At 53.1% G+C, this 23,242-nt stretch carries 22 protein-coding genes; 16 read left to right on the top strand and 6 right to left on the bottom strand.

Annotated features, from left to right (window positions below; genetic code table 11):
* Positions 1-79: 79 nt before the first annotated feature.
* Both bamC and dapA read right to left on the bottom strand, forming a co-directional pair.
* Positions 80-1,114, bottom strand: coding sequence for an outer membrane protein assembly factor BamC (gene bamC, locus HEN33_RS14320; RefSeq protein ID WP_032184860.1), 1,035 nt, complete (start codon positions 1,112-1,114; stop codon positions 80-82).
* 16 nt (positions 1,115-1,130) lie between these two features.
* A complete protein-coding gene (dapA, locus tag HEN33_RS14315) occupies positions 1,131-2,009 on the bottom strand; it encodes a 4-hydroxy-tetrahydrodipicolinate synthase (RefSeq protein WP_001295469.1) in 879 nt (292 codons plus the stop codon).
* A gap of 145 nt (positions 2,010-2,154) precedes the next feature.
* On the opposite strand from dapA, the gene HEN33_RS14310 reads away from it, so the two are divergent.
* The 14 genes from HEN33_RS14310 to focB all read left to right on the top strand — a co-directional run bounded on the left by HEN33_RS14310 (position 2,155) and on the right by focB (position 17,079).
* Positions 2,155-2,727 carry a glycine cleavage system transcriptional repressor gene (locus HEN33_RS14310; protein ID WP_000176186.1) on the top strand — a complete coding sequence of 191 codons (573 nt, stop codon included), beginning with the start codon at positions 2,155-2,157 and terminating at the stop codon, positions 2,725-2,727.
* Positions 2,727-3,197: a thioredoxin-dependent thiol peroxidase gene (gene bcp, locus HEN33_RS14305; RefSeq protein WP_038339517.1), complete on the top strand. Its 471-nt coding sequence runs from the start codon at positions 2,727-2,729 to the stop codon at positions 3,195-3,197. The genes HEN33_RS14310 and bcp overlap by 1 nt, the downstream gene beginning before the upstream one ends.
* A gap of 252 nt (positions 3,198-3,449) precedes the next feature.
* Positions 3,450-4,067, top strand: coding sequence for a hydrogenase 4 subunit HyfA (gene hyfA, locus HEN33_RS14300; RefSeq protein ID WP_105277931.1), 618 nt, complete (start codon positions 3,450-3,452; stop codon positions 4,065-4,067).
* Positions 4,067-6,085, top strand: coding sequence for a hydrogenase 4 subunit B (gene hyfB / locus HEN33_RS14295; RefSeq protein WP_176263284.1), 2,019 nt, complete (start codon positions 4,067-4,069; stop codon positions 6,083-6,085). Before hyfA ends, hyfB begins: the two co-directional genes overlap by 1 nt.
* 10 nt (positions 6,086-6,095) lie before the next feature.
* Positions 6,096-7,043, top strand: coding sequence for a hydrogenase 4 subunit HyfC (hyfC, locus tag HEN33_RS14290; RefSeq protein ID WP_176263283.1), 948 nt, complete (start codon positions 6,096-6,098; stop codon positions 7,041-7,043).
* Positions 7,044-7,059: 16 nt separating this feature from the next.
* A complete protein-coding gene (gene hyfD, locus HEN33_RS14285; RefSeq protein ID WP_176263282.1) occupies positions 7,060-8,499 on the top strand; it encodes a hydrogenase 4 subunit HyfD in 1,440 nt (479 codons plus the stop codon).
* A gap of 11 nt (positions 8,500-8,510) precedes the next feature.
* The gene (hyfE, locus tag HEN33_RS14280) at positions 8,511-9,161 is read left to right on the top strand and encodes a hydrogenase 4 membrane subunit (RefSeq protein WP_000147995.1); all 651 of its coding nucleotides are present in this window, start codon (positions 8,511-8,513) and stop codon (positions 9,159-9,161) included.
* A 4-nt stretch (positions 9,162-9,165) separates the two neighbouring features.
* Entirely contained in the window at positions 9,166-10,746 is a 1,581-nt protein-coding gene (hyfF, locus tag HEN33_RS14275) for a hydrogenase 4 subunit F (protein WP_000122523.1), read from the top strand.
* Positions 10,736-12,451, top strand: coding sequence for a hydrogenase 4 catalytic subunit HyfG (gene hyfG / locus HEN33_RS14270; protein ID WP_001102310.1), 1,716 nt, complete (start codon positions 10,736-10,738; stop codon positions 12,449-12,451). Before hyfF ends, hyfG begins: the two co-directional genes overlap by 11 nt.
* A gap of 9 nt (positions 12,452-12,460) precedes the next feature.
* The gene (gene hyfH / locus HEN33_RS14265) at positions 12,461-13,006 is read left to right on the top strand and encodes a hydrogenase 4 subunit H (protein ID WP_000916074.1); all 546 of its coding nucleotides are present in this window, start codon (positions 12,461-12,463) and stop codon (positions 13,004-13,006) included.
* Positions 13,003-13,761: a hydrogenase 4 catalytic subunit HyfI gene (hyfI, locus tag HEN33_RS14260; protein ID WP_000075547.1), complete on the top strand. Its 759-nt coding sequence runs from the start codon at positions 13,003-13,005 to the stop codon at positions 13,759-13,761. The genes hyfH and hyfI overlap by 4 nt, the downstream gene beginning before the upstream one ends.
* Entirely contained in the window at positions 13,754-14,167 is a 414-nt protein-coding gene (hyfJ, locus tag HEN33_RS14255; protein WP_032184868.1) for a hydrogenase 4 assembly chaperone HyfJ, read from the top strand. The genes hyfI and hyfJ overlap by 8 nt, the downstream gene beginning before the upstream one ends.
* Before the next feature lie 29 nt (positions 14,168-14,196).
* On the top strand, positions 14,197-16,209 hold the full coding sequence (gene hyfR, locus HEN33_RS14250; RefSeq protein ID WP_001251517.1) for a DNA-binding transcriptional regulator HyfR: 2,013 nt from the start codon (positions 14,197-14,199) through the stop codon (positions 16,207-16,209).
* 21 nt (positions 16,210-16,230) lie between these two features.
* Positions 16,231-17,079, top strand: coding sequence for a formate transporter FocB (focB, locus tag HEN33_RS14245; protein WP_105288168.1), 849 nt, complete (start codon positions 16,231-16,233; stop codon positions 17,077-17,079).
* 36 nt (positions 17,080-17,115) lie between these two features.
* Here focB and HEN33_RS14240 read toward each other — a convergent pair whose 3' ends face one another.
* Positions 17,116-18,177, bottom strand: a complete 1,062-nt coding sequence (locus HEN33_RS14240; protein ID WP_000892044.1) for an AI-2E family transporter — start codon at positions 18,175-18,177, stop codon at positions 17,116-17,118.
* A gap of 212 nt (positions 18,178-18,389) precedes the next feature.
* Here HEN33_RS14240 and bepA point away from each other — a divergent pair, with 212 nt between their 5' ends.
* The gene (gene bepA / locus HEN33_RS14235; protein WP_000489665.1) at positions 18,390-19,853 is read left to right on the top strand and encodes a beta-barrel assembly-enhancing protease; all 1,464 of its coding nucleotides are present in this window, start codon (positions 18,390-18,392) and stop codon (positions 19,851-19,853) included.
* Between the two features lie 20 nt (positions 19,854-19,873).
* Complete coding sequence (gene arsC / locus HEN33_RS14230) at positions 19,874-20,233, top strand: arsenate reductase (glutaredoxin) (RefSeq protein WP_073519558.1); 360 nt, start codon at positions 19,874-19,876, stop codon at positions 20,231-20,233.
* A gap of 105 nt (positions 20,234-20,338) precedes the next feature.
* Here arsC and HEN33_RS14225 read toward each other — a convergent pair whose 3' ends face one another.
* The 3 genes from HEN33_RS14225 to upp form a co-directional block, all read right to left on the bottom strand.
* Positions 20,339-21,040, bottom strand: coding sequence for a DnaA inactivator Hda (locus HEN33_RS14225; protein ID WP_001307333.1), 702 nt, complete (start codon positions 21,038-21,040; stop codon positions 20,339-20,341).
* A gap of 94 nt (positions 21,041-21,134) precedes the next feature.
* A complete protein-coding gene (gene uraA / locus HEN33_RS14220; protein ID WP_000198328.1) occupies positions 21,135-22,424 on the bottom strand; it encodes a uracil permease in 1,290 nt (429 codons plus the stop codon).
* Positions 22,425-22,509: 85 nt separating this feature from the next.
* Entirely contained in the window at positions 22,510-23,136 is a 627-nt protein-coding gene (upp, locus tag HEN33_RS14215; protein WP_001295473.1) for a uracil phosphoribosyltransferase, read from the bottom strand.
* Positions 23,137-23,242: the final 106 nt, after the last annotated feature.

Raw genomic sequence — 23,242 nt, 5'->3', positions numbered from 1 at the left:
AAAATCGCATTTTTCTGCCGACGCACACGTTTGCGTATCATATCAGAAAAAAGGGCCGGATGACTCCAGCCCTGTATTTTTACTTGCTAAACGCAGCCTGGAAGACAGCTACCAGCGCGTCGTTCTGACTCTGAGTCAGAGTATGACCTTTCGGATCGATGAACTGTAGGCTGCTGCGGTTATCTAAATCGCCAACCTGCAGTTTATAGTCACCGGATGCCAGGCCTGGATCGCTCGCGCCCAGTTCCTGCCAGTCGCTGTCAGACAGCGGCTTGTAAGTTACGGCCATGTTGCCCTGCGAACGGGTGCTGTCGGTCACTTTCATGCCCACTTTTTCCAGCGCCGCTGGCAGACGTTGCCAAACCACATTGAACGGCCCGCGTACGACCAGCATCGGTAAACCGGTGTCATCAGCTGCACTTTGTACGTCCATAGTGGTGGAGGCACGATTTTGCGCAGCGTTCGCGGCGTCAGTGGCAGATTTATCCAGACCGGCGGAAATAACGTTCATCATCTCCGTGCTGTAACGCTGCATGGAAGCCGCGTCTGCAACCGGTTTGCCCGCCTGTTCCAGGTTCAGCAGTTTAACCGTAACCGCCTGCTGATAACCCTGCGGCTTAACAGAGATTTGATAACGACCACGATACTGCTCGTCTTCGTCCAGACGGTTCCATTGTACCCAATCGGTGGTCAGTGTCTGACCAGCATCATCACGTTGGGTGATGGTGTAGTTTTTCGCCTGCAGCACGCTAACCACCTGCGGCCACAGAGTATTGCCACGACCATTTTCCACCAGCAATGAAGCGGTATCGCCCGTGAACTGGGTACGCGCGCCAGAAACCAGTGCCAGCGGCTGGGCTGGTGGACGAATGTCCAGCGCCTTACCGACAGCACCACTACCGTTGGTCACCGGGATTGCGTAATCACCGGAGGTCACCGGCAAAATCATTCCAGCCGGGGCATGAAGCTCCGCAAGCGGTGCTGCTTCCAGGTAGGATTCATCACCACTGACCTGGCGCTTATAGCGTGAGTCAGAACTACAGGCTGCGAGTAATAAAACAAGCGAAACACCCGCAACCTTTGCCAGGCGCGACTTTTGAACAGAGTAAGCCATCAAATCTCCCTAAACTTTACAGCAAACCGGCATGCTTAAGCGCCGCTCTGACCGTCTCACGACCACTGTCGGTGATTGGTGTCATTGGCAGGCGCAGCGTATCGGTCGCCACAAGACCCAGTTCCTTACATGCCCATTTCACAGGGATTGGATTGGGTTCGACAAATAGTTTGTTGTGTAATGGCATCAGACGCTGATTAATAACGCGTGCCTCGGCAAAATGCCCTTCTGCCGCCAGTTTGCACATCTGGGCCATATCACGCGCTGCGACGTTAGCCGTAACGGAAATAACCCCATGACCGCCTAATTGCATGAAGTCCAGCGCGCTCGCATCATCGCCGCTCAGCAGAACAAAATCATCTGAAACCAGCTCTTTGATCTGGTTTACACGCGTTAAGTTCCCTGTAGCCTCTTTGATTCCGATAATATTTTTTACTTTCGCCAGACGGCCCACCGTTTCCGGGAGCAGATCGCAACCAGTACGGGACGGCACATTATACAGAATTTGCGGCAGGTCAGTATGTTCAGCGATGGCTTTGAAATGCTGATACAAACCTTCTTGCGACGGACGATTATAGTAAGGGGTTACCGTCAGGCAGCCGACGATACCACTGTCATTGAAGCGCTGCGTCAGGCTAATGGCTTCCGCAGTAGCGTTAGCGCCGGTCCCTGCAATTACCGGAATGCGCCCGTCAGCCAGCTCCAGCGTCATCATCACCACATCAGCATGTTCGTCATGATTTAAGGTAGCGGACTCGCCAGTGGTGCCAACAGAAACGATCGCCGAAGTACCGCTGGCGACATGATAATCAATCAGTTTTTTCAAGCTAGCCCGACAGACATTACCTTTTTCATCCATCGGAGTAACAATCGCGACAATACTTCCCGTGAACATGGGCCATCCTCTGTGCAAACAAGTGTCTCAATGGTACGTTTGGTATGGCATTAAAAGCAAGCAGACAGAACCGTTCTGATTGTTGTATGCATGTTTTTTTTATGCTTTCCTTAAGAACAACTCACCCCTTAAAGGAATAACCAGTTTGACACTGTCATCGCAACATTATCTAGTGATCACTGCGTTGGGTGCCGATCGCCCTGGAATTGTGAACACCATCACCCGTCATGTCAGTAGTTGCGGCTGTAATATTGAAGACAGTCGCCTGGCAATGCTGGGAGAAGAGTTCACGTTTATCATGCTGCTTTCCGGTTCATGGAATGCCATCACTCTGATTGAATCAACGTTACCGTTGAAAGGTGCCGAACTGGATCTTTTAATCGTGATGAAGCGCACGACGGCGCGTCCGCGTCCGCCAATGCCAGCATCTGTCTGGGTTCAGGTCGATGTGGCAGACTCCCCGCATTTAATTGAACGCTTCACGGCACTTTTTGACGCGCACCATATGAACATTGCGGAGCTGGTGTCGCGCACGCAACCTGCTGAAAATGAACGGGCTGCACAGTTGCATATTCAGATAACCGCCCACAGTCCCGCCTCTGCGGATGCAGCAAATATTGAGCAAGCGTTTAAAGCCCTATGTACAGAACTCAATGCACAAGGCAGTATAAACGTCGTCAATTATTCCCCACATGATGAACAGGATGGAGTGAAGTAATGAATCCACTGAAAGCCGGTGATATCGCACCGAAATTTAGCTTGCCGGATCAAGACAGAGAACAAGTTAATTTGACCGACTTCCAGGGACAGCGTGTTCTGGTTTATTTTTACCCAAAAGCCATGACTCCCGGCTGTACCGTACAGGCCTGCGGCTTACGCGATAACATGGATGAATTGAAAAAAGCGGGCGTTGATGTGCTGGGTATCAGCACCGATAAACCCGAAAAACTCTCCCGTTTTGCGGAAAAAGAGCTGCTTAACTTTACGCTCCTGTCTGATGAGGACCACCAGGTGTGCGAACAATTCGGCGTCTGGGGTGAAAAGTCCTTCATGGGCAAAACCTACGATGGTATTCATCGCATCAGCTTCCTGATTGACGCTGATGGCAAAATCGAACATGTCTTTGACGATTTCAAAACCAGCAATCACCACGACGTTGTGCTGAACTGGCTGAAAGAACACGCCTGATTACTTTGCTCCATTCAGTGCTGGCTGCGCTTGCGGCCAGCACACCTCACTTCTCGTGATCAAGATCACATTCTCGCTTTCCCCTGCGACACGGGTGTCGAATCCATTTATTGCTGAACGTTAATGACCATCATTTTTGTACCGCTCAGAATCCAGTTAACACATAACTTATTGAATATATTAAATTAATCAGACTGGCATCCTTTATGCAATATGAAATGCAATGTTTCATATCATTTTCAAGGAGCCGACATGAACCGCTTTGTGGTGGCCGAACCACTGTGGTGTACAGGATGTAATACCTGTCTCGCTGCCTGTTCGGACGTGCATAAAACGCAAGGTTTACAGCAACACCCGCGCCTGGCCCTGGCGAAGACGTCAACACTCACTGCCCCTGTCGTGTGTCATCACTGTGAGGAAGCCCCTTGCCAGCAGGTCTGCCCGGTCAATGCCATCTCCCAGAGAGATGATGCGATCCAACTCAACGAAAGCCTCTGTATTGGCTGCAAGCTTTGCGCCGTGGTCTGCCCATTTGGCGCAATCAGCGCTTCAGGAAGCCGTCCGGTGAATGCCCCTGCGCAATATGTTTTTCAGGCTGACGGCTCACTCAAAGACGGCGAAGAAAACGCGCCGACCCAACATGCTTTGCTGCGCTGGGAACCGGGTGTCCAGACCGTCGCGGTGAAATGCGACCTGTGTGATTTCTTGCCAGAAGGTCCGGCCTGCGTTCGCGCTTGCCCGAATCATGCGTTACGGCTGATCACCGACGATAGCCTGCAACGTCAGATGAAAGAAAAACAGCGCCTTGCCGCAAGCTGGTTTGCCAATGGCGGGGAGGATCCCCTTTCCCTCACTCAGGAGCAACGCTAATGGATGCCCTGCAATTATTAACCTGGTCGCTGATCCTCTATCTGTTTGCCAGTCTGGCTTCGCTGTTTTTACTCGGTCTGGACAGACTGGCTATTAAGCTTTCCGGCATCACATCGCTGGTGGGCGGCGCGATTGGCATCATCAGCGGAATTACGCAATTACATGCAGGCGTAACTTTAGTCGCCCGTTTTGCCACGCCTTTTGACTTTGCCGATTTAACCCTGCGAATGGATAGCCTCTCGGCATTTATGGTGCTGGTTATCTCCTTGCTGGTGATGGTTTGTTCGCTCTATTCATTGACTTATATGCGCGAATACGAGGGCAAAGGCGCGGCGGCGATGGGCTTCTTTATGAATCTTTTCATCGCATCGATGGTTGCCCTGCTGGTGATGGACAACGCTTTTTGGTTCATCGTGTTGTTTGAAATGATGTCGCTGTCTTCCTGGTTTCTGGTCATTGCCAGGCAGGATAAAACGTCAATCAACGCTGGCATGCTCTACTTTTTTATCGCCCACGCCGGATCGGTGCTGATTATGATTGCCTTCTTGCTGATGTGGCGCGAAAGCGGCAACCTCGATTTTGCCAGTTTCCGCACGCTTTCACTTTCTCCGGGGCTGGCGTCGGCGGTGTTCCTGCTGGCCTTCTTCGGTTTTGGCGCGAAAGCCGGGATGATGCCGTTGCACAGCTGGTTGCCGCGCGCTCACCCTGCCGCACCATCGCACGCTTCGGCGTTGATGTCTGGCGTAATGGTCAAAATCGGTATTTTCGGCATCCTGAAAGTGGCGATGGATCTGCTGGCGCAAACGGGTTTGCCGCTGTGGTGGGGCATTCTGGTGATGGCGATCGGCGCAATCTCCGCGCTCCTGGGCGTGCTGTATGCGCTGGCGGAACAGGATATCAAACGGCTGCTGGCCTGGAGTACCGTCGAAAACGTCGGCATTATTTTGCTGGCGGTCGGTGTGTCCATGGTCGGTCTGTCACTGCACGACCCGCTGCTCACCGTGGTTGGACTGCTCGGCGCACTGTTTCATCTGCTCAACCATGCGCTGTTCAAAGGGCTGCTATTTCTCGGCGCGGGTGCGATTATTTCGCGTTTGCATACCCACGACATGGAAAAAATGGGGGCACTGGCAAAACGGATGCCGTGGACAGCCGCAGCATGCCTGATTGGTTGCCTCGCGATATCAGCCATTCCTCCGCTGAATGGTTTTATCAGCGAATGGTACACCTGGCAGTCGCTGTTCTCACTAAGTCGTGTGGAAGCCGTAGCGCTACAACTTGCGGGTCCTATTGCTATGGTGATGCTGGCAGTCACTGGTGGGCTGGCAGTAATGTGCTTCGTCAAAATGTACGGCATTACTTTCTGTGGTGCGCCGCGCAGTACACACGCTGAAGAGGCACAGGACGTGCCAAATACGATGATCGTCGCCATGCTACTGCTCGCGGCACTCTGCGTATTCATTGCGCTTAGTGCCAGTTGGCTGGCACCGAAGATAATGCACATTGCCCATGCGTTTACCAATACCCCTCCCGTCACTGTCGCCAGCGGAATAGCACTTGTACCCGGCACGTTTCATACACGGGTCACTCCCTCATTACTGTTGCTGTTACTACTGGCGATGCCTTTGCTGCCTGGCCTTTACTGGCTGTGGTGTCGTTCGCGCCGCGCAGCGTTTCGTCGCACAGGAGATGCCTGGGCATGCGGCTACGGCTGGGAAAATGCGATGGCCCCGTCAGGCAATGGCGTGATGCAGCCGCTGCGTGTGGTCTTTTCTGCGTTATTTCGTCTACGACAACAGCTCGACCCTACGCTGAGGCTAAATAAAGGTCTTGCGCACGTCACCGCCAGGGCTCAGAGCACAGAACCCTTTTGGGATGAGCGGGTGATCCGCCCCATCGTGAGCGCCACCCAACGGCTGGCCAAAGAAATACAGCATCTGCAAAGCGGCGACTTTCGTCTCTATTGCCTGTATGTGGTCGCCGCACTGGTTGTGCTGCTAATCGCTATTGCCGTCTAAGGAAATCACCATGAGACAAACTCTTTGCGACGGATATCTGATCATTTTTGCGTTAGCACAGGCCGTGATTCTGCTGGCGCTAACCCCGCTTTTTACGGGGATTTCCCGGCAGATACGCGCGCGTATGCACTCCCGTCGCGGACCGGGGATCTGGCAGGATTATCGCGATATCCACAAACTGTTTAAACGCCAGGAAGTTGCGCCGACATCTTCAGGTCTGATGTTCCGCCTGATGCCGTGGGTATTAATCAGCAGCATGCTGGTGCTGGCGATGGCCCTACCACTATTTATTACTGTTTCCCCTTTTGCGGGCGGCGGCGATCTGATCACCCTTATCTATCTTCTTGCCCTGTTTCGTTTTTTCTTTGCTCTTTCCGGGCTGGATACCGGAAGCCCGTTTGCGGGAGTCGGTGCCAGTCGCGAGTTGACGCTCGGCATTCTGGTCGAACCAATGCTCATTCTCTCACTGCTGGTATTGGCGCTGATAGCGGATTCCACGCATATCGAGATGATCAGCAAGACGCTGGCGACGGGCTGGAACTCGCCACTAACCACCGTACTGGCGTTACTGGCCTGTGGTTTTGCCTGCTTCATTGAGATGGGAAAAATTCCCTTTGATGTTGCTGAAGCAGAACAGGTATTACAGGAAGGCCCGCTGACCGAATATTCCGGTGCCGGGCTGGCGCTGGCGAAGTTGGGGCTGGGGCTGAAACAGGTCGTGATGGCATCACTGTTTGTGGCCCTGTTTCTGCCCTTTGGGCGCGCGCAAGAGCTTTCTCTCACCTGCCTGCTGACTTCACTTGTCGTTACGCTGCTCAAGGTTTTGCTGATTTTTGTTCTGGCCTCTATCGCAGAAAACACGCTGGCACGCGGGCGTTTTTTACTCATTCACCATGTGACCTGGCTTGGCTTCAGCCTTGCTGCGCTTGCCTGGGTCTTCTGGTTAACCGGTCTGTAAGGAGCACTGACGGAATATGGAAAATCTTGCTCTGACGACGTTATTGCTGCCTTTTATCGGCGCACTGGTCGTTTCGTTTTCGCCACAACGTCGGGCCGCCGAATGGGGGATTTTGTTCGCCGCGCTGACCACGCTGTGCATGTTGTCGCTGATCTCCGCGTTTTATCAGGCCGATAAAGTTGCCGTCACGTTGACGTTGGTCAACGTGGGGGATGTGGCGTTGTTTGGCCTGGTCATTGATCGCGTGAGTACGCTGATTCTGTTTGTGGTGGTGTTCCTCGGTTTGCTGGTCACGATCTACTCCACGGGTTATCTGACGGATAAAAATCGCGAACACCCGCATAACGGCACGAATCGTTATTACGCATTTTTGCTGGTTTTTATCGGCGCGATGGCGGGACTGGTACTCTCCTCGACGCTGCTCGGTCAGTTGTTGTTTTTTGAAATTACGGGCGGCTGCTCCTGGGCGTTGATCAGTTATTACCAGAGCGATAAAGCGCAACGTTCAGCACTAAAAGCGTTACTTATCACTCATATCGGTTCGCTGGGGTTGTATCTTGCCGCCGCCACGCTGTTTTTGCAGACCGGAACGTTTGCGCTTAGCGCGATGAGCGAGTTACACGGCGACGCACGTTATCTGGTTTATGGCGGCATCCTGTTTGCCGCGTGGGGAAAATCGGCCCAGCTACCGATGCAAGCGTGGCTACCGGATGCAATGGAAGCGCCTACACCGATCAGCGCCTATCTCCACGCCGCATCGATGGTGAAAGTGGGCGTTTACATTTTTGCCCGCGCCATTATCGACGGCGGCAATATCCCGCATGTGATTGGCGGCGTTGGCATGGTCATGGCACTGGTCACCATTCTTTACGGCTTCCTGATGTATTTGCCGCAGCAGGATATGAAGCGGTTGCTGGCCTGGTCGACCATCACTCAACTTGGCTGGATGTTCTTCGGCTTGTCGCTCTCCATCTTCGGCTCGCGGCTGGCACTGGAGGGCAGCATCGCCTACATCGTCAACCACGCGTTCGCTAAAAGCCTGTTTTTCCTTGTAGCAGGTGCGCTGAGTTACAGATGCGGCACGCGCTTGTTGCCGCGTCTGCGTGGCGTATTGCACACCCTGCCGTTGCCAGGCGTGGGTTTCTGCGTGGCCGCGCTGGCGATTACTGGCGTGCCGCCGTTCAACGGCTTCTTCAGTAAATTCCCACTGTTTGCTGCCGGTTTTTCGTTGTCAGTGGAGTACTGGATCCTGCTGCCCGCCATGATTCTGCTGATGATTGAATCGGTCGCCAGTTTCGCCTGGTTTATTCGCTGGTTTGGTCGCGTCGTGCCTGGCAAACCGAGCGAAGCCGTCGCCGATGCCGCACCGCTGCCAGGATCAATGCGCCTGGTGTTGATTGTACTGATTGTGATGTCGCTGATTTCCAGCGTATTCGCCGCGACCTGGTTGCAGTAAGGAGATGATGAATGACCGGTTCTATGATCGTAAATAATCTGGCGGGACTGATGATGCTGACATCGCTGTTTGTGATTAGTGTCAAAAGCTATCGCCTGTCATGCGGATTTTACGCCTGCCAGTCGCTGGTGCTGGTGTCTATTTTCGCCACCCTCTCGTGCCTGTTCGCCGCAGAGCAACTGCTGATCTGGTCCGCCAGCGCCTTTATCACCAAAGTACTGATGGTACCGTTAATCATGATTTACGCTGCACGAAATATTCCCCAGAACCTCCCGGAAAAAGCGTTATTCGGTCCGGCAATGATGGCATTGCTCGCGGCATTAATTGTCCTGCTTTGCGCATTTGTCGTTCAGCCCGTGAAGCTACCGATGGCTACCGGGCTGAAACCGGCGCTGGCGGTGGCGTTAGGTCATTTTCTGCTTGGCCTGCTGTGCATTGTCAGCCAGCGCAATATCCTGCGGCAAATTTTTGGTTACTGCCTGATGGAAAACGGCTCCCATCTGGTGCTGGCGCTTCTTGCCTGGCGTGCACCGGAACTGGTGGAAATTGGTATCGCTACCGACGCCATCTTCGCCGTCATTGTGATGGTGTTACTGGCAAGAAAAATATGGCGTACCCACGGCACGCTGGACGTGAACAACTTGACCGCGCTGAAGGGATAATGAAATGAGTTATTCTGTGATGTTCGCTTTACTCCTGCTCACGCCGCTGCTTTTTTCGCTGCTCTGTTTTGCCTGCCGGAAACGGGGACACTCTGCGACTCGCACGGTGACAGTACTACATAGCTTAGGGATCACACTGCTGCTGATTCTGGCACTGTGGGTGGTCCAAACTGCCGCAGATGCGGGAGAAATATTCGCTGCGGGACTGTGGCTTCATATTGATGGTCTGGGCGGTTTGTTCCTCGCCATTCTTGGTGTGATTGGCTTTCTCACCGGTGTTTACTCGATTGGCTACATGCGTCATGAAGTGGCTCACGGCGAGCTTTCACCCGTTACGCTGTGCGATTACTACGGTTTCTTCCATCTGTTTTTGTTCACCATGCTGCTGGTTGTTACCAGCAATAACCTGATTGTGATGTGGGCGGCAATCGAAGCCACCACCTTAAGCTCGGCGTTTCTGGTAGGCATTTACGGTCAGCGTTCATCTCTGGAAGCTGCATGGAAGTACATCATTATTTGTACTGTTGGTGTCGCTTTTGGTCTGTTCGGTACCGTGCTGGTATACGCCAACGCCGCCAGCGTTATGCCGCAGGCAGAAATGGCGATATTCTGGAGCGAGGTTCTTAAGCAATCGTCCTTGCTTGACCCAACATTAATGCTGTTGGCCTTTGTGTTTGTGCTAATTGGCTTTGGCACCAAAACCGGGCTATTTCCCATGCACGCCTGGCTGCCGGATGCTCACAGTGAAGCGCCGAGTCCGGTCAGCGCCCTGCTCTCCGCCGTATTGCTGAACTGCGCGCTATTGGTGCTGATTCGCTATTACATCATTATTTGCCAGGCCATCGGCAGCGATTTCCCCAACCGGTTGTTGCTCATCTTCGGCATGTTGTCGGTTGCCGTGGCGGCATTTTTCATTCTGGTACAGCGGGACATTAAGCGTCTGCTGGCGTACTCCAGCGTGGAGAACATGGGACTGGTCGCGGTGGCGCTAGGCATTGGCGGGCCGCTGGGAATTTTTGCTGCGCTGCTGCACACCTTAAACCACAGTCTGGCAAAAACGCTGCTGTTCTGCGGTTCCGGCAATGTACTGCTCAAGTACGGCACGCGCGATCTCAACGTCGTCTGCGGAATGCTCAAAATCATGCCATTTACCGCCGTGCTGTTTGGCGGCGGTGCGCTGGCGCTGGCCGGGATGCCGCCCTTCAACATTTTTCTTAGCGAATTTATGACCGTTACCGCCGGACTGGCTCGTAATCACCTGTTGATTATCGTCCTGCTGTTATTGCTGTTAACGCTGGTGCTGGCGGGCCTGGTACGGATGGCTGCGCGGGTGTTAATGGCGAAACCGCCGCAGGCCGTTAACCGGGGGGAACTTGGCTGGTTGACCACCTCGCCAATGGTGATTCTGCTGGTCATGATGCTGGCGATGGGAACGCATATTCCACAACCTGTCATCAGGATCCTGGCGGGCGCTTCCACTATAGTCCTCTCAGGGACGCACGACCTGCCTGCACAACGTAGCACCTGGCATGATTTTTTGCCTTCAGGCACCGCATCTGTTTCGGAGAAACACAGTGAACGTTAATTCATCGTCAAATCGTGGCGAAGCGATTCTCGCCGCCCTGAAAACGCAGTTCCCCGGCGCGGTGCTGGATGAAGAGCGACAAACGCCTGAACAGGTCACCATTACGGTGAAAATAAATCTGCTGCCTGACGTTGTACATTATCTTTATTATCAACATGATGGCTGGCTTCCGGTCCTGTTTGGCAACGACGAGCGGACACTTAACGGTCATTACGCGGTTTATTATGCCCTTTCAATGGAAGGGGCCGAAAAATGCTGGATCGTGGTGAAGGCACTGGTCGATGCCGACAGTCGGGAGTTTCCGTCAGTCACACCGCGCGTCCCTGCCGCGGTCTGGGGCGAGCGAGAAATTCGCGATATGTACGGGCTGATTCCGGTTGGCCTGCCGGATCAGCGTCGCCTGGTGTTGCCCGATGACTGGCCGGAAGATATGCATCCGCTGCGCAAAGACGCGATGGATTATCGACTGCGCCCTGAACCGACGACTGATACCGAAACGTATCCGTTTATCAACGAGGGCAACAGCGATGCGCGGGTGATCCCTGTTGGCCCGCTGCATATCACCTCCGATGAACCAGGCCACTTCCGCTTGTTTGTGGATGGCGAGCATATTGTCGATGCTGATTACCGCCTGTTTTATGTCCATCGCGGCATGGAGAAACTGGCAGAAACGCGGATGGGCTACAACGAAGTGACCTTCTTGTCGGACCGCGTGTGTGGGATTTGCGGTTTTGCCCACAGTGTGGCCTATACCAACTCGGTTGAAAATGCACTGGGGATTGAGGTGCCGCAACGAGCGCATACTATTCGCTCGATTCTGCTGGAAGTCGAACGGCTGCATAGTCATTTGCTCAACCTTGGCCTCTCCTGCCATTTTGTTGGTTTTGATACCGGTTTTATGCAATTTTTCCGCGTGCGGGAAAAGTCGATGACGATGGCGGAATTGCTGACCGGGTCGCGTAAAACCTACGGTCTGAATCTGATTGGTGGTGTTCGCCGCGATATTCTCAAAGAGCAACGTCTGCAAACGATGAAACTGGTGCGCGAGATGCGCGCCGACGTGTCGGAGCTGGTAGAGATGCTGCTTGCCACGCCGAATATGGAACAACGCACTCAGGGCATTGGCATTCTCGACCGACAAATCGCCCGTGATTATAGCCCCGTAGGGCCGCTGATCCGTGGCAGTGGTTTTGCCCGTGATTTGCGCTTTGATCACCCCTACGCCGACTACGGAAATATTCCAAAAACGCTGTTTACCTTTACCGGCGGCGATGTCTTCTCCCGCGTGATGGTCCGTGTCAAAGAGACGTTTGATTCGCTGGCAATGCTGGAATTTGCCCTCGACAACATGCCGGATACCCCACTGCTGACCGAAGGCTTTAGCTATAAACCTCACGCATTCGCGCTGGGCTTTGTTGAAGCGCCACGCGGTGAAGACGTGCACTGGAGCATGCTCGGCGATAACCAAAAATTGTTCCGCTGGCGCTGTCGTGCCGCCACCTACGCCAACTGGCCAGTGCTGCGTTACATGCTGCGCGGCAATACCGTTTCTGACGCACCGCTGATTATCGGTAGCCTTGATCCCTGCTACTCCTGTACCGACCGTGTGACGCTGGTTGATGTGCGCAAGCGCCAGTCAAAAACCGTGCCGTATAAAGAGATCGAACGCTACGGCATTGATCGTAACCGTTCGCCGCTGAAGTAAGGACAGAAAATGCTGAAGTTACTGAAAACTATTATGCGCGCCGGAACCGCGACGGTGAAATATCCCTTCGCGCCACTGGAGGTCAGCCCAGGCTTTCGCGGGAAACCGGATCTGATGCCCAGCCAATGTATTGCCTGCGGTGCCTGCGCCTGTGCTTGTCCGGCAAATGCGCTGACTATCCAGACCGACGACCAGCAAAATACGCGCACCTGGCAGCTCTATCTGGGGCGTTGTATTTACTGCGGACGTTGTGAAGAAGTGTGCCCGACCAGAGCCATTCAGCTTACCAATAACTTTGAACTGACCGTCACCAATAAAGCCGATCTCTATACCCGCGCGACGTTCCATCTACAACGTTGCAGCCGTTGCGAACGCCCGTTTGCCCCGCAAAAAACCGTCGCACTGGCTGCAGAACTGTTGGCACAGCAACAAAATGCACCACAAAACCGCGAAATGTTGTGGGCGCAAGCGAGCGTCTGCCCGGAATGCAAACAACGCGCGACGCTGATCAACGACGACACAGATGAACCGCTGGTGGCTAAGGAGCAGCTATGAGTCCAGTGCTTACGCAACATGTCAGCCAGCCCATCACGCTGGACGAACAAACGCAAAAGATGAAGCAGCATTTGTTACAGGATATCCGTCGCTCGGCCTACGTTTATCGCGTCGATTGCGGCGGCTGCAACGCCTGCGAAATCGAAATTTTTGCCGCCATCACACCAGTATTCGACGCAGAACGCTTTGGCATTAAGGTTGTTTCATCACCTCGTCACGCCGATATTTTGTTATTTACTGGCGCAGTCACCCGGGCGATGCGTATGCCTGCACTTCGGGCATATGAGTCTGCCCCCGATCATAAAATCTGTGTTTCCTACGGCGCGTGCGGTGTCGGCGGCGGTATTTTCCACGATCTCTACAGCGTCTGGGGCGGCAGCGACACCATTGTCCCCATTGATGTTTGGATCCCCGGCTGCCCGCCAACACCGGCCGCCACCATTCACGGTTTCGCCGTGGCGCTCGGTTTGCTACAACAGAAGATTCACGCGGTGGATTATCGCGATCCCACCGGGGTGACCATGCAACCGCTGTGGCCGCAGATCCCGCCATCACAGCGTATCGCCATTGAGCGAGAAGCGAGGCGGCTGGCGGGCTATCGTCAGGGGCGAGAAATTTGCGATCGGCTCCTGCGCCATTTAAGCGACGATCCTACAGGAAATCGGGTTAACACCTGGTTGCGCGAAGCCGACGATCCGCGTCTCAATAGTATCGTTCAGCAACTCTTTCGCGTTCTCCGGGGGTTACATGGCTGAGGAGTGCGGGGAAATTGTTTTCTGGACGCTGCGAAAAAAATTTATCGCCAGTAGCGACGAGATGCCGGAACACAGCTCCCAGGTAATGTATTACTCGTTGGCTATCGGTCATCACGTTGGCGTGATTGATTGTCTGAATGTCGCCTTCCGCTGCCCACAGACGGAATACGAAGATTGGCTTGCACAGGTCGAAGAGGAGCAAGCCCGACGTAAGATGCTGGGGGTGATGACCTTTGGTGAGATTGTTATTGACGCCAGCCACACCGCCCTGTTGACCCGGGCATTCGCGCCACTGGCAGATGACGCGACGTCTGTGTGGCAGGCGCGTAGCATTCAATTCATTCATCTGTTGGATGAAATTGTGCAGGAACCGGCCATCTATATGATGGCCAGAAAAATTGCATGAGAAGGATTTCTCATTAATAAGGACTGTTGATGGCTATGTCAGACGAGGCGATGTTTGCCCCGCCACAAGGAATAACAATTGAAGCGGTAAACGGAATGCTCGCGGAGCGGTTAGCGCAGAAACACGGCAAGGCGTCTTTATTACGCGCCTTCATCCCGCTGCCGCCGCCGTTCAGCCCGGTACAACTTATTGAACTGCATGTTCTCAAAAGCAACTTCTATTACCGCTACCATGATGATGGCAGCGATGTGACGGCAACAACAGAGTATCAGGGCGAGATGGTCGATTATTCGCGCCACGCCGTCCTTCTCGGCAGTAGTGGAATGGCGGAGCTACGCTTTATTCGCACCCACGGCAGTCGTTTTACTCCCCAGGATTGCACACTGTTTAACTGGCTGGCACACATAATCACTCCGGTTCTGCAATCATGGCTCAATGATGAAGAACAGCAGGTGGCGCTGCGTTTGCTGGAGAAAGATCGCGATCATCATCGGGTACTGGTGGATATCACTAATGCAGTGTTGTCACATCTTGATCTCGACGATCTGATCGCTGACGTCGCTCGTGAGATCCATCATTTTTTCGGTCTGGCTTCAGTCAGTATGGTACTGGGCGATCATCGAAAGAACGAGAAGTTCAGCCTGTGGTGCAGCGATCTTTCTGCCTCACATTGTGCGTGTCTGCCACGCTGTATGCCTGGCGAAAGTGTATTGCTGACACAAACGCTACAAACCCGACAACCGACCTTGACGCACCGTGCAGACGATCTGTTTCTCTGGCAACGCGACCCGTTATTACACTTACTTGCATCTAACGGCTGCGAATCTGCGCTCCTTATACCGCTCACCTTTGGCAACCATACACCGGGTGCATTGTTGCTGGCGCATACCTCTCCCACTCTCTTTAGTGAGGAAAACTGCCAGCTACTACAACATATTGCCGATCGCATCGCTATTGCCGTTGGCAATGCCGATGCCTGGCGCAGCATGACCGATTTGCAGGAAAGCTTGCAGCAAGAAAACCACCAGCTTAGCGAGCAGCTCCTTTCGAATCTGGGCGTCGGTGACATTATCTACCAAAGCCAGGCAATGGAAGATTTACTCCAGCAGGTAGATATTGTGGCGAAGAGCGACAGTACGGTGTTGATTTGTGGTGAAACCGGAACCGGCAAAGAGGTGATCGCCAGGGCGATCCATCAACTGAGCCCGCGACGCGACAAGCCGCTGGTCAAAATCAACTGCGCCGCTATCCCCGCCAGTCTTCTGGAAAGTGAGTTATTCGGTCACGACAAAGGGGCATTTACTGGCGCGATTAACACTCATCGTGGTCGTTTTGAAATTGCCGATGGCGGCACGTTATTTCTCGATGAAATTGGCGATCTGCCGTTAGAACTTCAGCCCAAACTGCTACGCGTATTACAGGAGCGGGAAATTGAGCGTCTCGGTGGGAGTAGAACGATCCCGGTGAATGTCAGAGTCATTGCCGCCACCAACCGTGATTTGTGGCAAATGGTAGAAGATCGCCAGTTTCGCAGCGATCTCTTTTATCGACTTAACGTCTTTCCACTGGAATTGCCGCCGCTACGCGACCGTCCGGAAGATATCCCTCTTTTAGCAAAACATTTTACACAAAAAATGGCTCGCCATATGAATCGCACAATTGATGCCATTCCAACAGAAGCGCTACGCCAGTTGATGTCGTGGGACTGGCCGGGCAACGTGCGCGAGCTGGAAAACGTGATTGAGCGAGCGGTATTACTGACTCGCGGTAACAGTCTGAATTTACATCTTAATGTCCGCCAAAGCCGTTTACTGCCAACGTTAAATGAAAATTCGGCGCTTCGCCGTTCAATGGCGCAGTTGCTGAACCCGACGACGCCAGAAAACGACGAAGAAGAACGTCAGCGCATTGTTCAGGTATTGCGAGAAACCAATGGCATTGTTGCCGGGCCCCGTGGCGCGGCGACGCGATTAGGGATGAAGCGCACCACGCTGCTATCACGAATGCAGCGGCTGGGGATCTCGGTTCGCGAGGTGTTGTAATCTGTTTTTGCAGGAGTATGCATGAGAAACAAACTCTCTTTCGACTTGCAGTTGAGCGCCAGAAAAGCGGCAATCGCTGAACGGATTGCCGCCCATAAAATTGCCCGCAGCAAAGTGTCGGTCTTTTTAATGGCGATGTCCGCAGGCGTGTTTATGGCGATCGGATTTACTTTTTACCTTACCGTTATCGCCGATGCCCCGTCTTCACAGGCATTAACCCATCTGGTGGGTGGCCTTTGCTTTACACTCGGCTTTATTTTGCTGGCGGTTTGCGGCACCAGCCTGTTCACCTCGTCGGTAATGACGGTGATGGCAAAAAGTCGGGGCGTTATTAGCTTGCGAACATGGCTGATTAATGCACTTCTGGTGGCCTGCGGTAATCTGGCAGGTATTGCCTGTTTCAGTTTGTTAATCTGGTTTTCCGGGCTGGTGATGAGTGAAAACGCGATGTGGGGAGTCGCGGTTTTACACTGCGCCGAGGGCAAAATGCATCATACATTTACTGAATCAGTCAGCCTCGGCATTATGTGCAATCTGATGGTTTGTCTGGCGCTGTGGATGAGTTATTGCGGACGTTCATTATGCGACAAAATCGTCGCCATGATTTTGCCCATCACCCTGTTTGTCGCCAGTGGCTTTGAGCACTGTATCGCCAATTTGTTTGTGATTCCGTTCGCCATTGCCATTCGCCATTTCGCCCCTACCTCCTTCTGGCAACTGGCGCACAGTAGCGCAGACAATTTTCCGGCACTGACGGTCAGCCATTTTATTACCGCCAATCTGCTCCCGGTGATGCTGGGTAATATTATCGGCGGTGCAGTGCTGGTGAGTATTTGTTATCGGGCTATTTATTTACGTCAGGAACCCTAAAAATCAGCCCGGCGAAACAGTTCGTCGGGCTGAAGATTATTCTTGCGCGATTTGCCCATCGGGCCAGGCGTGAATCACGGCTTTGATCAGCGTCGCCAATGGAATGGCGAAGAATACGCCCCAGAATCCCCACAAACCACCGAAGATCACTACTGATAAAATAATGACCAGCGGATGCAGGTTAACCGCTTCGGAGAACAACACAGGTACTAACAGGTTGCCGTCCAGCGCCTGAATGATCAGATACACCGCGAAGCAGCTCCAGAATTCCGTGCCAGCACCAAACTGGAATAGCGCCACGCCAACCACCGGAATGGTCACCACAAATGCACCAATGTACGGAATAAGTACCGAGAAGCCGACCAGCACCGCCAGCAGCAACGAATAGTTCAGACCGAAGAGTAAGAACCCCAGCCAGGTGGCAATCCCCACCACGATCATCTCCAGCACTTTCCCACGGATATAGTTAGTGATTTGCTGATTCATCTCCTTCCACACCTGGCCTGCCAGACCACGGTTACGCGGCAGCACCCGACGAACGGCGTTCAGCATCTGCTCTTTGTCTTTCAGCAGGAAGAAGACCATCAATGGTACCAGCACCAGATAGACGGCAATGGTCAGCAAACCGACCAGCGAGGCGAGGGAAATTTTCACCACCGAATCGCCCATGGTCAGCATCCGACTGCGCATATTTTCGGCCATTGCATCAATAATGCCCGCATCCATCAACGCCGGATAGCGGCGCGGCAACGTGGCGGCAAAGTCAGAAAGCTTATTGAGCATCCCCGGCATATCGCGAATTAAGTAGATGCCCTGCTGCCAGGCGATAGGCAGTACCACGAACGCCATCAATAGCAATATACCGACGAAAACCACCAATACAATCGACGTCGCCCAGCGGCGGGAGCAGCCAATAGATTGCAGGCGCACGGTTGGCCATTCCAGCAAATAGGCCAGCACAATAGCCACCAACAGCGGAGCAAGCAGGCCACTAAAGAAAAAAATAATGCCAAATCCGGCAACTAAAATAACCAGCAAGGCAATCGCTTCCGGGTCGCTAAAACGGCGGCGATACCATTGCATCAACATTTCGAGCATAAAGACCTTCCCTGAACCTCAAGAGCGGGATTGTGATCCGCAATTGTATCGAAATGTCACAAAAAAGACTTCGCTTTTTATGACGGATTCAGGAAACTGAAAAGTCATTTGAGTGGGCTAATCTTCGCCGTTACACTCAAAGGCGGCGCGGTGGGAACGATATTTCACAGTATCGGTCAAATGACTATCTCCAGAAACACAGGACAGAGGTTATGTTCAGGCAGTTGAAAAAAAACCTGGTTGCTACCCTCATTGCTGCTATGACTATCGGTCAGGTAGCCCCGGCGTTTGCCGATAGCGCAGACACCTTGCCGGATATGGGAACCTCCGCAGGAAGCACGCTTTCCATTGGTCAGGAAATGCAGATGGGCGACTATTATGTCCGCCAATTACGCGGCAGTGCGCCGTTAATTAATGACCCGTTGTTAACGCAGTACATTAATTCGCTGGGGATGCGTCTGGTTTCGCATGCCAATTCGGTTAAGACGCCGTTCCATTTCTTTTTGATCAATAACGACGAAATTAACGCCTTTGCTTTCTTTGGCGGCAACGTGGTGCTGCACTCTGCCCTGTTCCGTTATTCCGATAACGAAAGCCAACTGGCTTCAGTTATGGCGCACGAAATCTCCCACGTCACCCAACGTCACCTGGCACGAGCGATGGAAGATCAACAGCGCAGCGCGCCGCTGACCTGGGTCGGCGCGTTAGGTTCTATTTTACTGGCGATGGCCAGTCCGCAGGCGGGGATGGCAGCGCTGACCGGTACACTGGCGGGAACGCGCCAGGGGATGATCAGCTTCACCCAGCAAAATGAACAGGAAGCGGATCGCATTGGTATTCAGGTACTGCAACGCTCAGGATTCGATCCGCAGGCGATGCCGACCTTCCTCGAAAAATTGCTCGATCAGGCGCGTTACTCCTCGCGTCCGCCGGAAATTTTATTGACTCACCCATTGCCGGAAAGTCGTCTGGCAGATGCCCGCAACCGTGCTAATCAGATGCGCCCGATGGTGGTGCAGTCGTCGGAGGATTTCTATCTGGCGAAAGCGCGCACACTGGGGATGTATAATTCCGGACGTAATCAGCTCACCAGTGATTTGCTGGATGAATGGGCGAAAGGAAACGTTCGTCAGCAACGAGCGGCGCAATATGGTCGTGCTTTACAGGCGATGGAAGCCAATAAATACGACGAAGCGCGTAAAACGCTGCAACCGTTACTGGCGGCAGAACCTGGCAACGCATGGTATCTCGATCTGGCTACCGATATCGATCTTGGGCAAAACAAAGCCAATGACGCTATCAATCGCCTGAAAAATGCCCGCGATTTGCGCACCAATCCGGTGTTGCAGCTCAACCTGGCGAACGCTTATCTGCAAGGGGGGCAACCACAGGAAGCGGCCAATATTCTGAATCGCTACACTTTTAACAATAAAGATGACAGCAACGGCTGGGATTTACTGGCACAGGCGGAAGCCGCACTAAATAACCGCGATCAGGAACTGGCAGCGCGAGCAGAAGGTTATGCGCTCGCCGGGCGACTCGATCAGGCCATTTCCCTGTTGAGCAGCGCCAGTTCGCAGGTGAAATTAGGCAGCCTGCAACAAGCACGTTACGATGCGCGCATCGACCAGTTGCGCCAGCTGCAGGAACGCTTTAAGCCTTATACCAAGATGTAATTCGCATTAAAGGAAGAACCATGACCAAACAGGTAAAAATCTACCATAATCCACGCTGTTCAAAGAGCCGGGAAACGCTGAACCTGCTGAAAGAAAACGGCGTGGAGCCAGAAGTGGTGCTCTACCTTGAGACACCCGCCGATGCGGCAACGCTGCGCGATTTGCTTAAAATGCTGGGGATGAATAGTGCCCGTGAGTTGATGCGCCAGAAAGAGGATCTTTATAAAGAGCTGAACCTGACTGACAGTTCGCTTAGCGAAGAGGCGCTGATTCAGGCAATGGTGGATAATCCGAAGCTAATGGAGCGCCCGATTGTGGTCGCGAATGGCAAAGCGCGAATTGGTCGTCCACCGGAGCAGGTGCTGGAAATCGTGGGTTAAGAAGTGCTCCATCGCTAGTTGAAGCACATTGCCGGATACGACGCTTGCCGCGTCTTATCCGGCCTACGAATACAATGGGCGCGCATCCGACGATAAACGTCTTGTCTACAGTTTCAGAATTTCTTTCACAAACGGAATGGTCAGCTTACGTTGCGCGGTAATCGACGCACGATCCAACTGATCCAACGTCATAAATAACGTGCGCATTTCTCTGTCGAGCCGCTTCAGCAAGAAACGCCCCACATCTTCCGGCAGTTCAAAACCACGCAAACGCGCGCGTAACTGTAGCGCCTGCAACTTATCTTCATCAGAAAGTGGCTGCAATTTGTAGATCTGCCCCCAGTCGAGTCGCGACGCGAGATCCGGTAATCCCAGATTCAACTGCCGCGGTGGACGATCGCCGGTGATTAACAACCGTGTTTTACCCGATTCCAGAATTCGATTGTAGAGATCGAAAATCGCCATCTCCCACAACTCATCGCCTGCAATACACTCAATGTTGTCGATACAGACCAGCGACAAATGCTCCATACCGTCGAGCACTTCCGGAACAAACCAGGTGCGTTTATCCAGCGGGACATAGCCCACCGCATCGCCACGCTGCGACAATTCCGCGCAAGCCGCGTGCAGCAGATGGCTGCGCCCCGCGCCTTCGCGTGCCCAGAGATAGATGTAACCGCTATGTTCCTGACGCAGCACGTTTTGCAGCGCGGCCAGTAAAGAGGAGTTATCCCCCGGCCAGAAACTTGCAAAGGTTTCGTCGTCAGGAAGATAAAGTGGCAAAGAGAGCTGTGCCGGTGTGTTCAGAGATACCTCAACCAGGATTTCACAAAATCGCGAGAAGTTTACCACAGAATCCCATGATGTTTGAACCGGGCAGCAACACTGCCCGGTCGGTACATTATTTGTCTGTTATATCCGCGTCTTCTGCGTCCAGCACCACTTCTTCAGGGCGCAGCACACTAATCAGTTTGAAGATCAAACTTAAGCCGATACCGACGATGGTCGCCAGCGCCATACCTTTCAGCTCCGCCGCGCCGATGTTTACCTTCGCGCCACTGACACCGATGATCAAAATGACAGAAGTCAGGATCAGGTTCTGTGCTTTGTTGTAATCCACTTTCGATTCGATCAAAACACGAATACCGGAAGCACCGATAACACCATAAAGCAGCAGCGAAACGCCGCCCATCACCGGCAATGGGATCATCTGGATAGCAGCAGCCAGTTTACCGACGCAGGAAAGCAGGATAGCGAAAATCGCCGCCCCACCGATAACCCAGGTACTGTAAACGCGGGTGATCGCCATAACGCCAATGTTTTCCCCGTAGGTGGTGTTTGGCGTGGAGCCAAAGAAGCCGGAGATCACGGTCGACAAGCCGTTAGCAAACATCGAACGGTGCAGACCTGGATCGCGCAGCAGATCTTTTTTGACGATATTAGCCGTTACTACCAGGTGCCCTACGTGTTCGGCAATAACCACTAACGCCGCTGGCAGAATAGTCAGAATGGCAAACCACTCGAAGCGCGGCGTATAGAGAGTTGGCAGCGCAAACCAGTGAGCATTAATAATCGGCGTGGTATCGACAATTCCCATTGCGAAAGAGAGCGCGTAGCCCACCAGCACGCCAATTAAAATCGGGATAATTGCCAGGAAACCACGAAACAGCACGGAACCTAAAACCGTGACTGCCAGCGTGGTAATGGAGATGATGATGGTTTTGGAGTCTGGCGTTTGCCCTTCAGCCGGGAGTAAACCTGCCATACCGGCAGCTACGCCCGCCAACTCCAGACCGATGACGGCAACGATTGCGCCCATTGCCGCAGGTGGAAACAGCACGTCCAGCCAGCCGGTCCCCGCTTTCTTCACGATAAAAGAAACCAGGCAGAACAGCACGCCGCACATAATAAAGCCGCCCAGCGCGACTTCATAACCCAACGGCAACAGTAACAATACTGGCGAAATAAAGGCAAAACTTGAACCAAGATAAGCCGGGATTTTCCCTTTACAGATGAAGAGATACAGCAGCGTTCCTATACCGTTAAATAACAGTACAGTCGCCGGGTTAATATGAAATAAGACGGGCACCAGGACGGTTGCACCAAACATGGCGAACAAATGTTGCAAACTAAGCGGGATTGTCTGTAAAAGTGGCGGTCTTTCACTCACCCCGATAGCACGGCGCGTCATAGTATTATCCTCTGTATTATGTGTTATAGGCGCTTTACTCAAAAAAAAGCCGACTCTTAAAGTCGGCTTTAATTATTTTTATTCTTTATTTCGTACCAAAGATTTTATCACCGGCATCGCCGAGGCCCGGAATAATGTATCCGTGCTCGTTCAGTCCCTGGTCAATCGATGCAGTATACAGTTCGACGTCCGGGTGCGCTTTTTCCAGCGCAGCAATACCTTCTGGCGCAGCTACCAGTACCAGCACTTTAATGCTGCTGCAGCCTGCTTTTTTCAGCAGGTCGATGGTCGCGATAACGGAACCGCCGGTTGCCAGCATTGGGTCAACGATCAGCGCCATACGCTCATCGATGTTTGAAACCAGTTTCTGGAAGTACGGTACCGGCTCCAGCGTTTCTTCATTACGGTACATGCCGACAACGCTGATGCGCGCGCTCGGAACGTTTTCCAGCACACCGTCCATCATCCCCAGACCGGCACGTAAAATTGGCACCACGGTAATTTTCTTACCTTTGATCTGATCGATTTCTACCGGGCCGTTCCAGCCTTCGATAGTTACTTTTTCCGTTTCGAGGTCGGCGGTCGCTTCGTAAGTCAGCAGGCTACCCACTTCGGAAGCGAGTTCGCGAAAGCGCTTGGTGCTGATATCTTGCTCACGCATCAGTCCCAGCTTGTGTTTGACGAGTGGGTGTTTGACTTCCACGATCTTCATACTCTTTCTCCTTTGAGGGGCAGCCACAAAAAAAATCGACGGATTATACCTCCTTTCTTCAAGGCGGCAATATTATTTTCGTTGACTTTAGTCAAAATGATAACGG

Source organism: Escherichia sp. 94.0001 (genome assembly GCF_013369155.2).
Taxonomy (GTDB): domain Bacteria; phylum Pseudomonadota; class Gammaproteobacteria; order Enterobacterales; family Enterobacteriaceae; genus Escherichia; species Escherichia coli_F.
The sequence above is the reverse complement of the archived record's forward strand: the minus strand, read 5'-3'. Positions and strand labels throughout refer to the sequence as shown.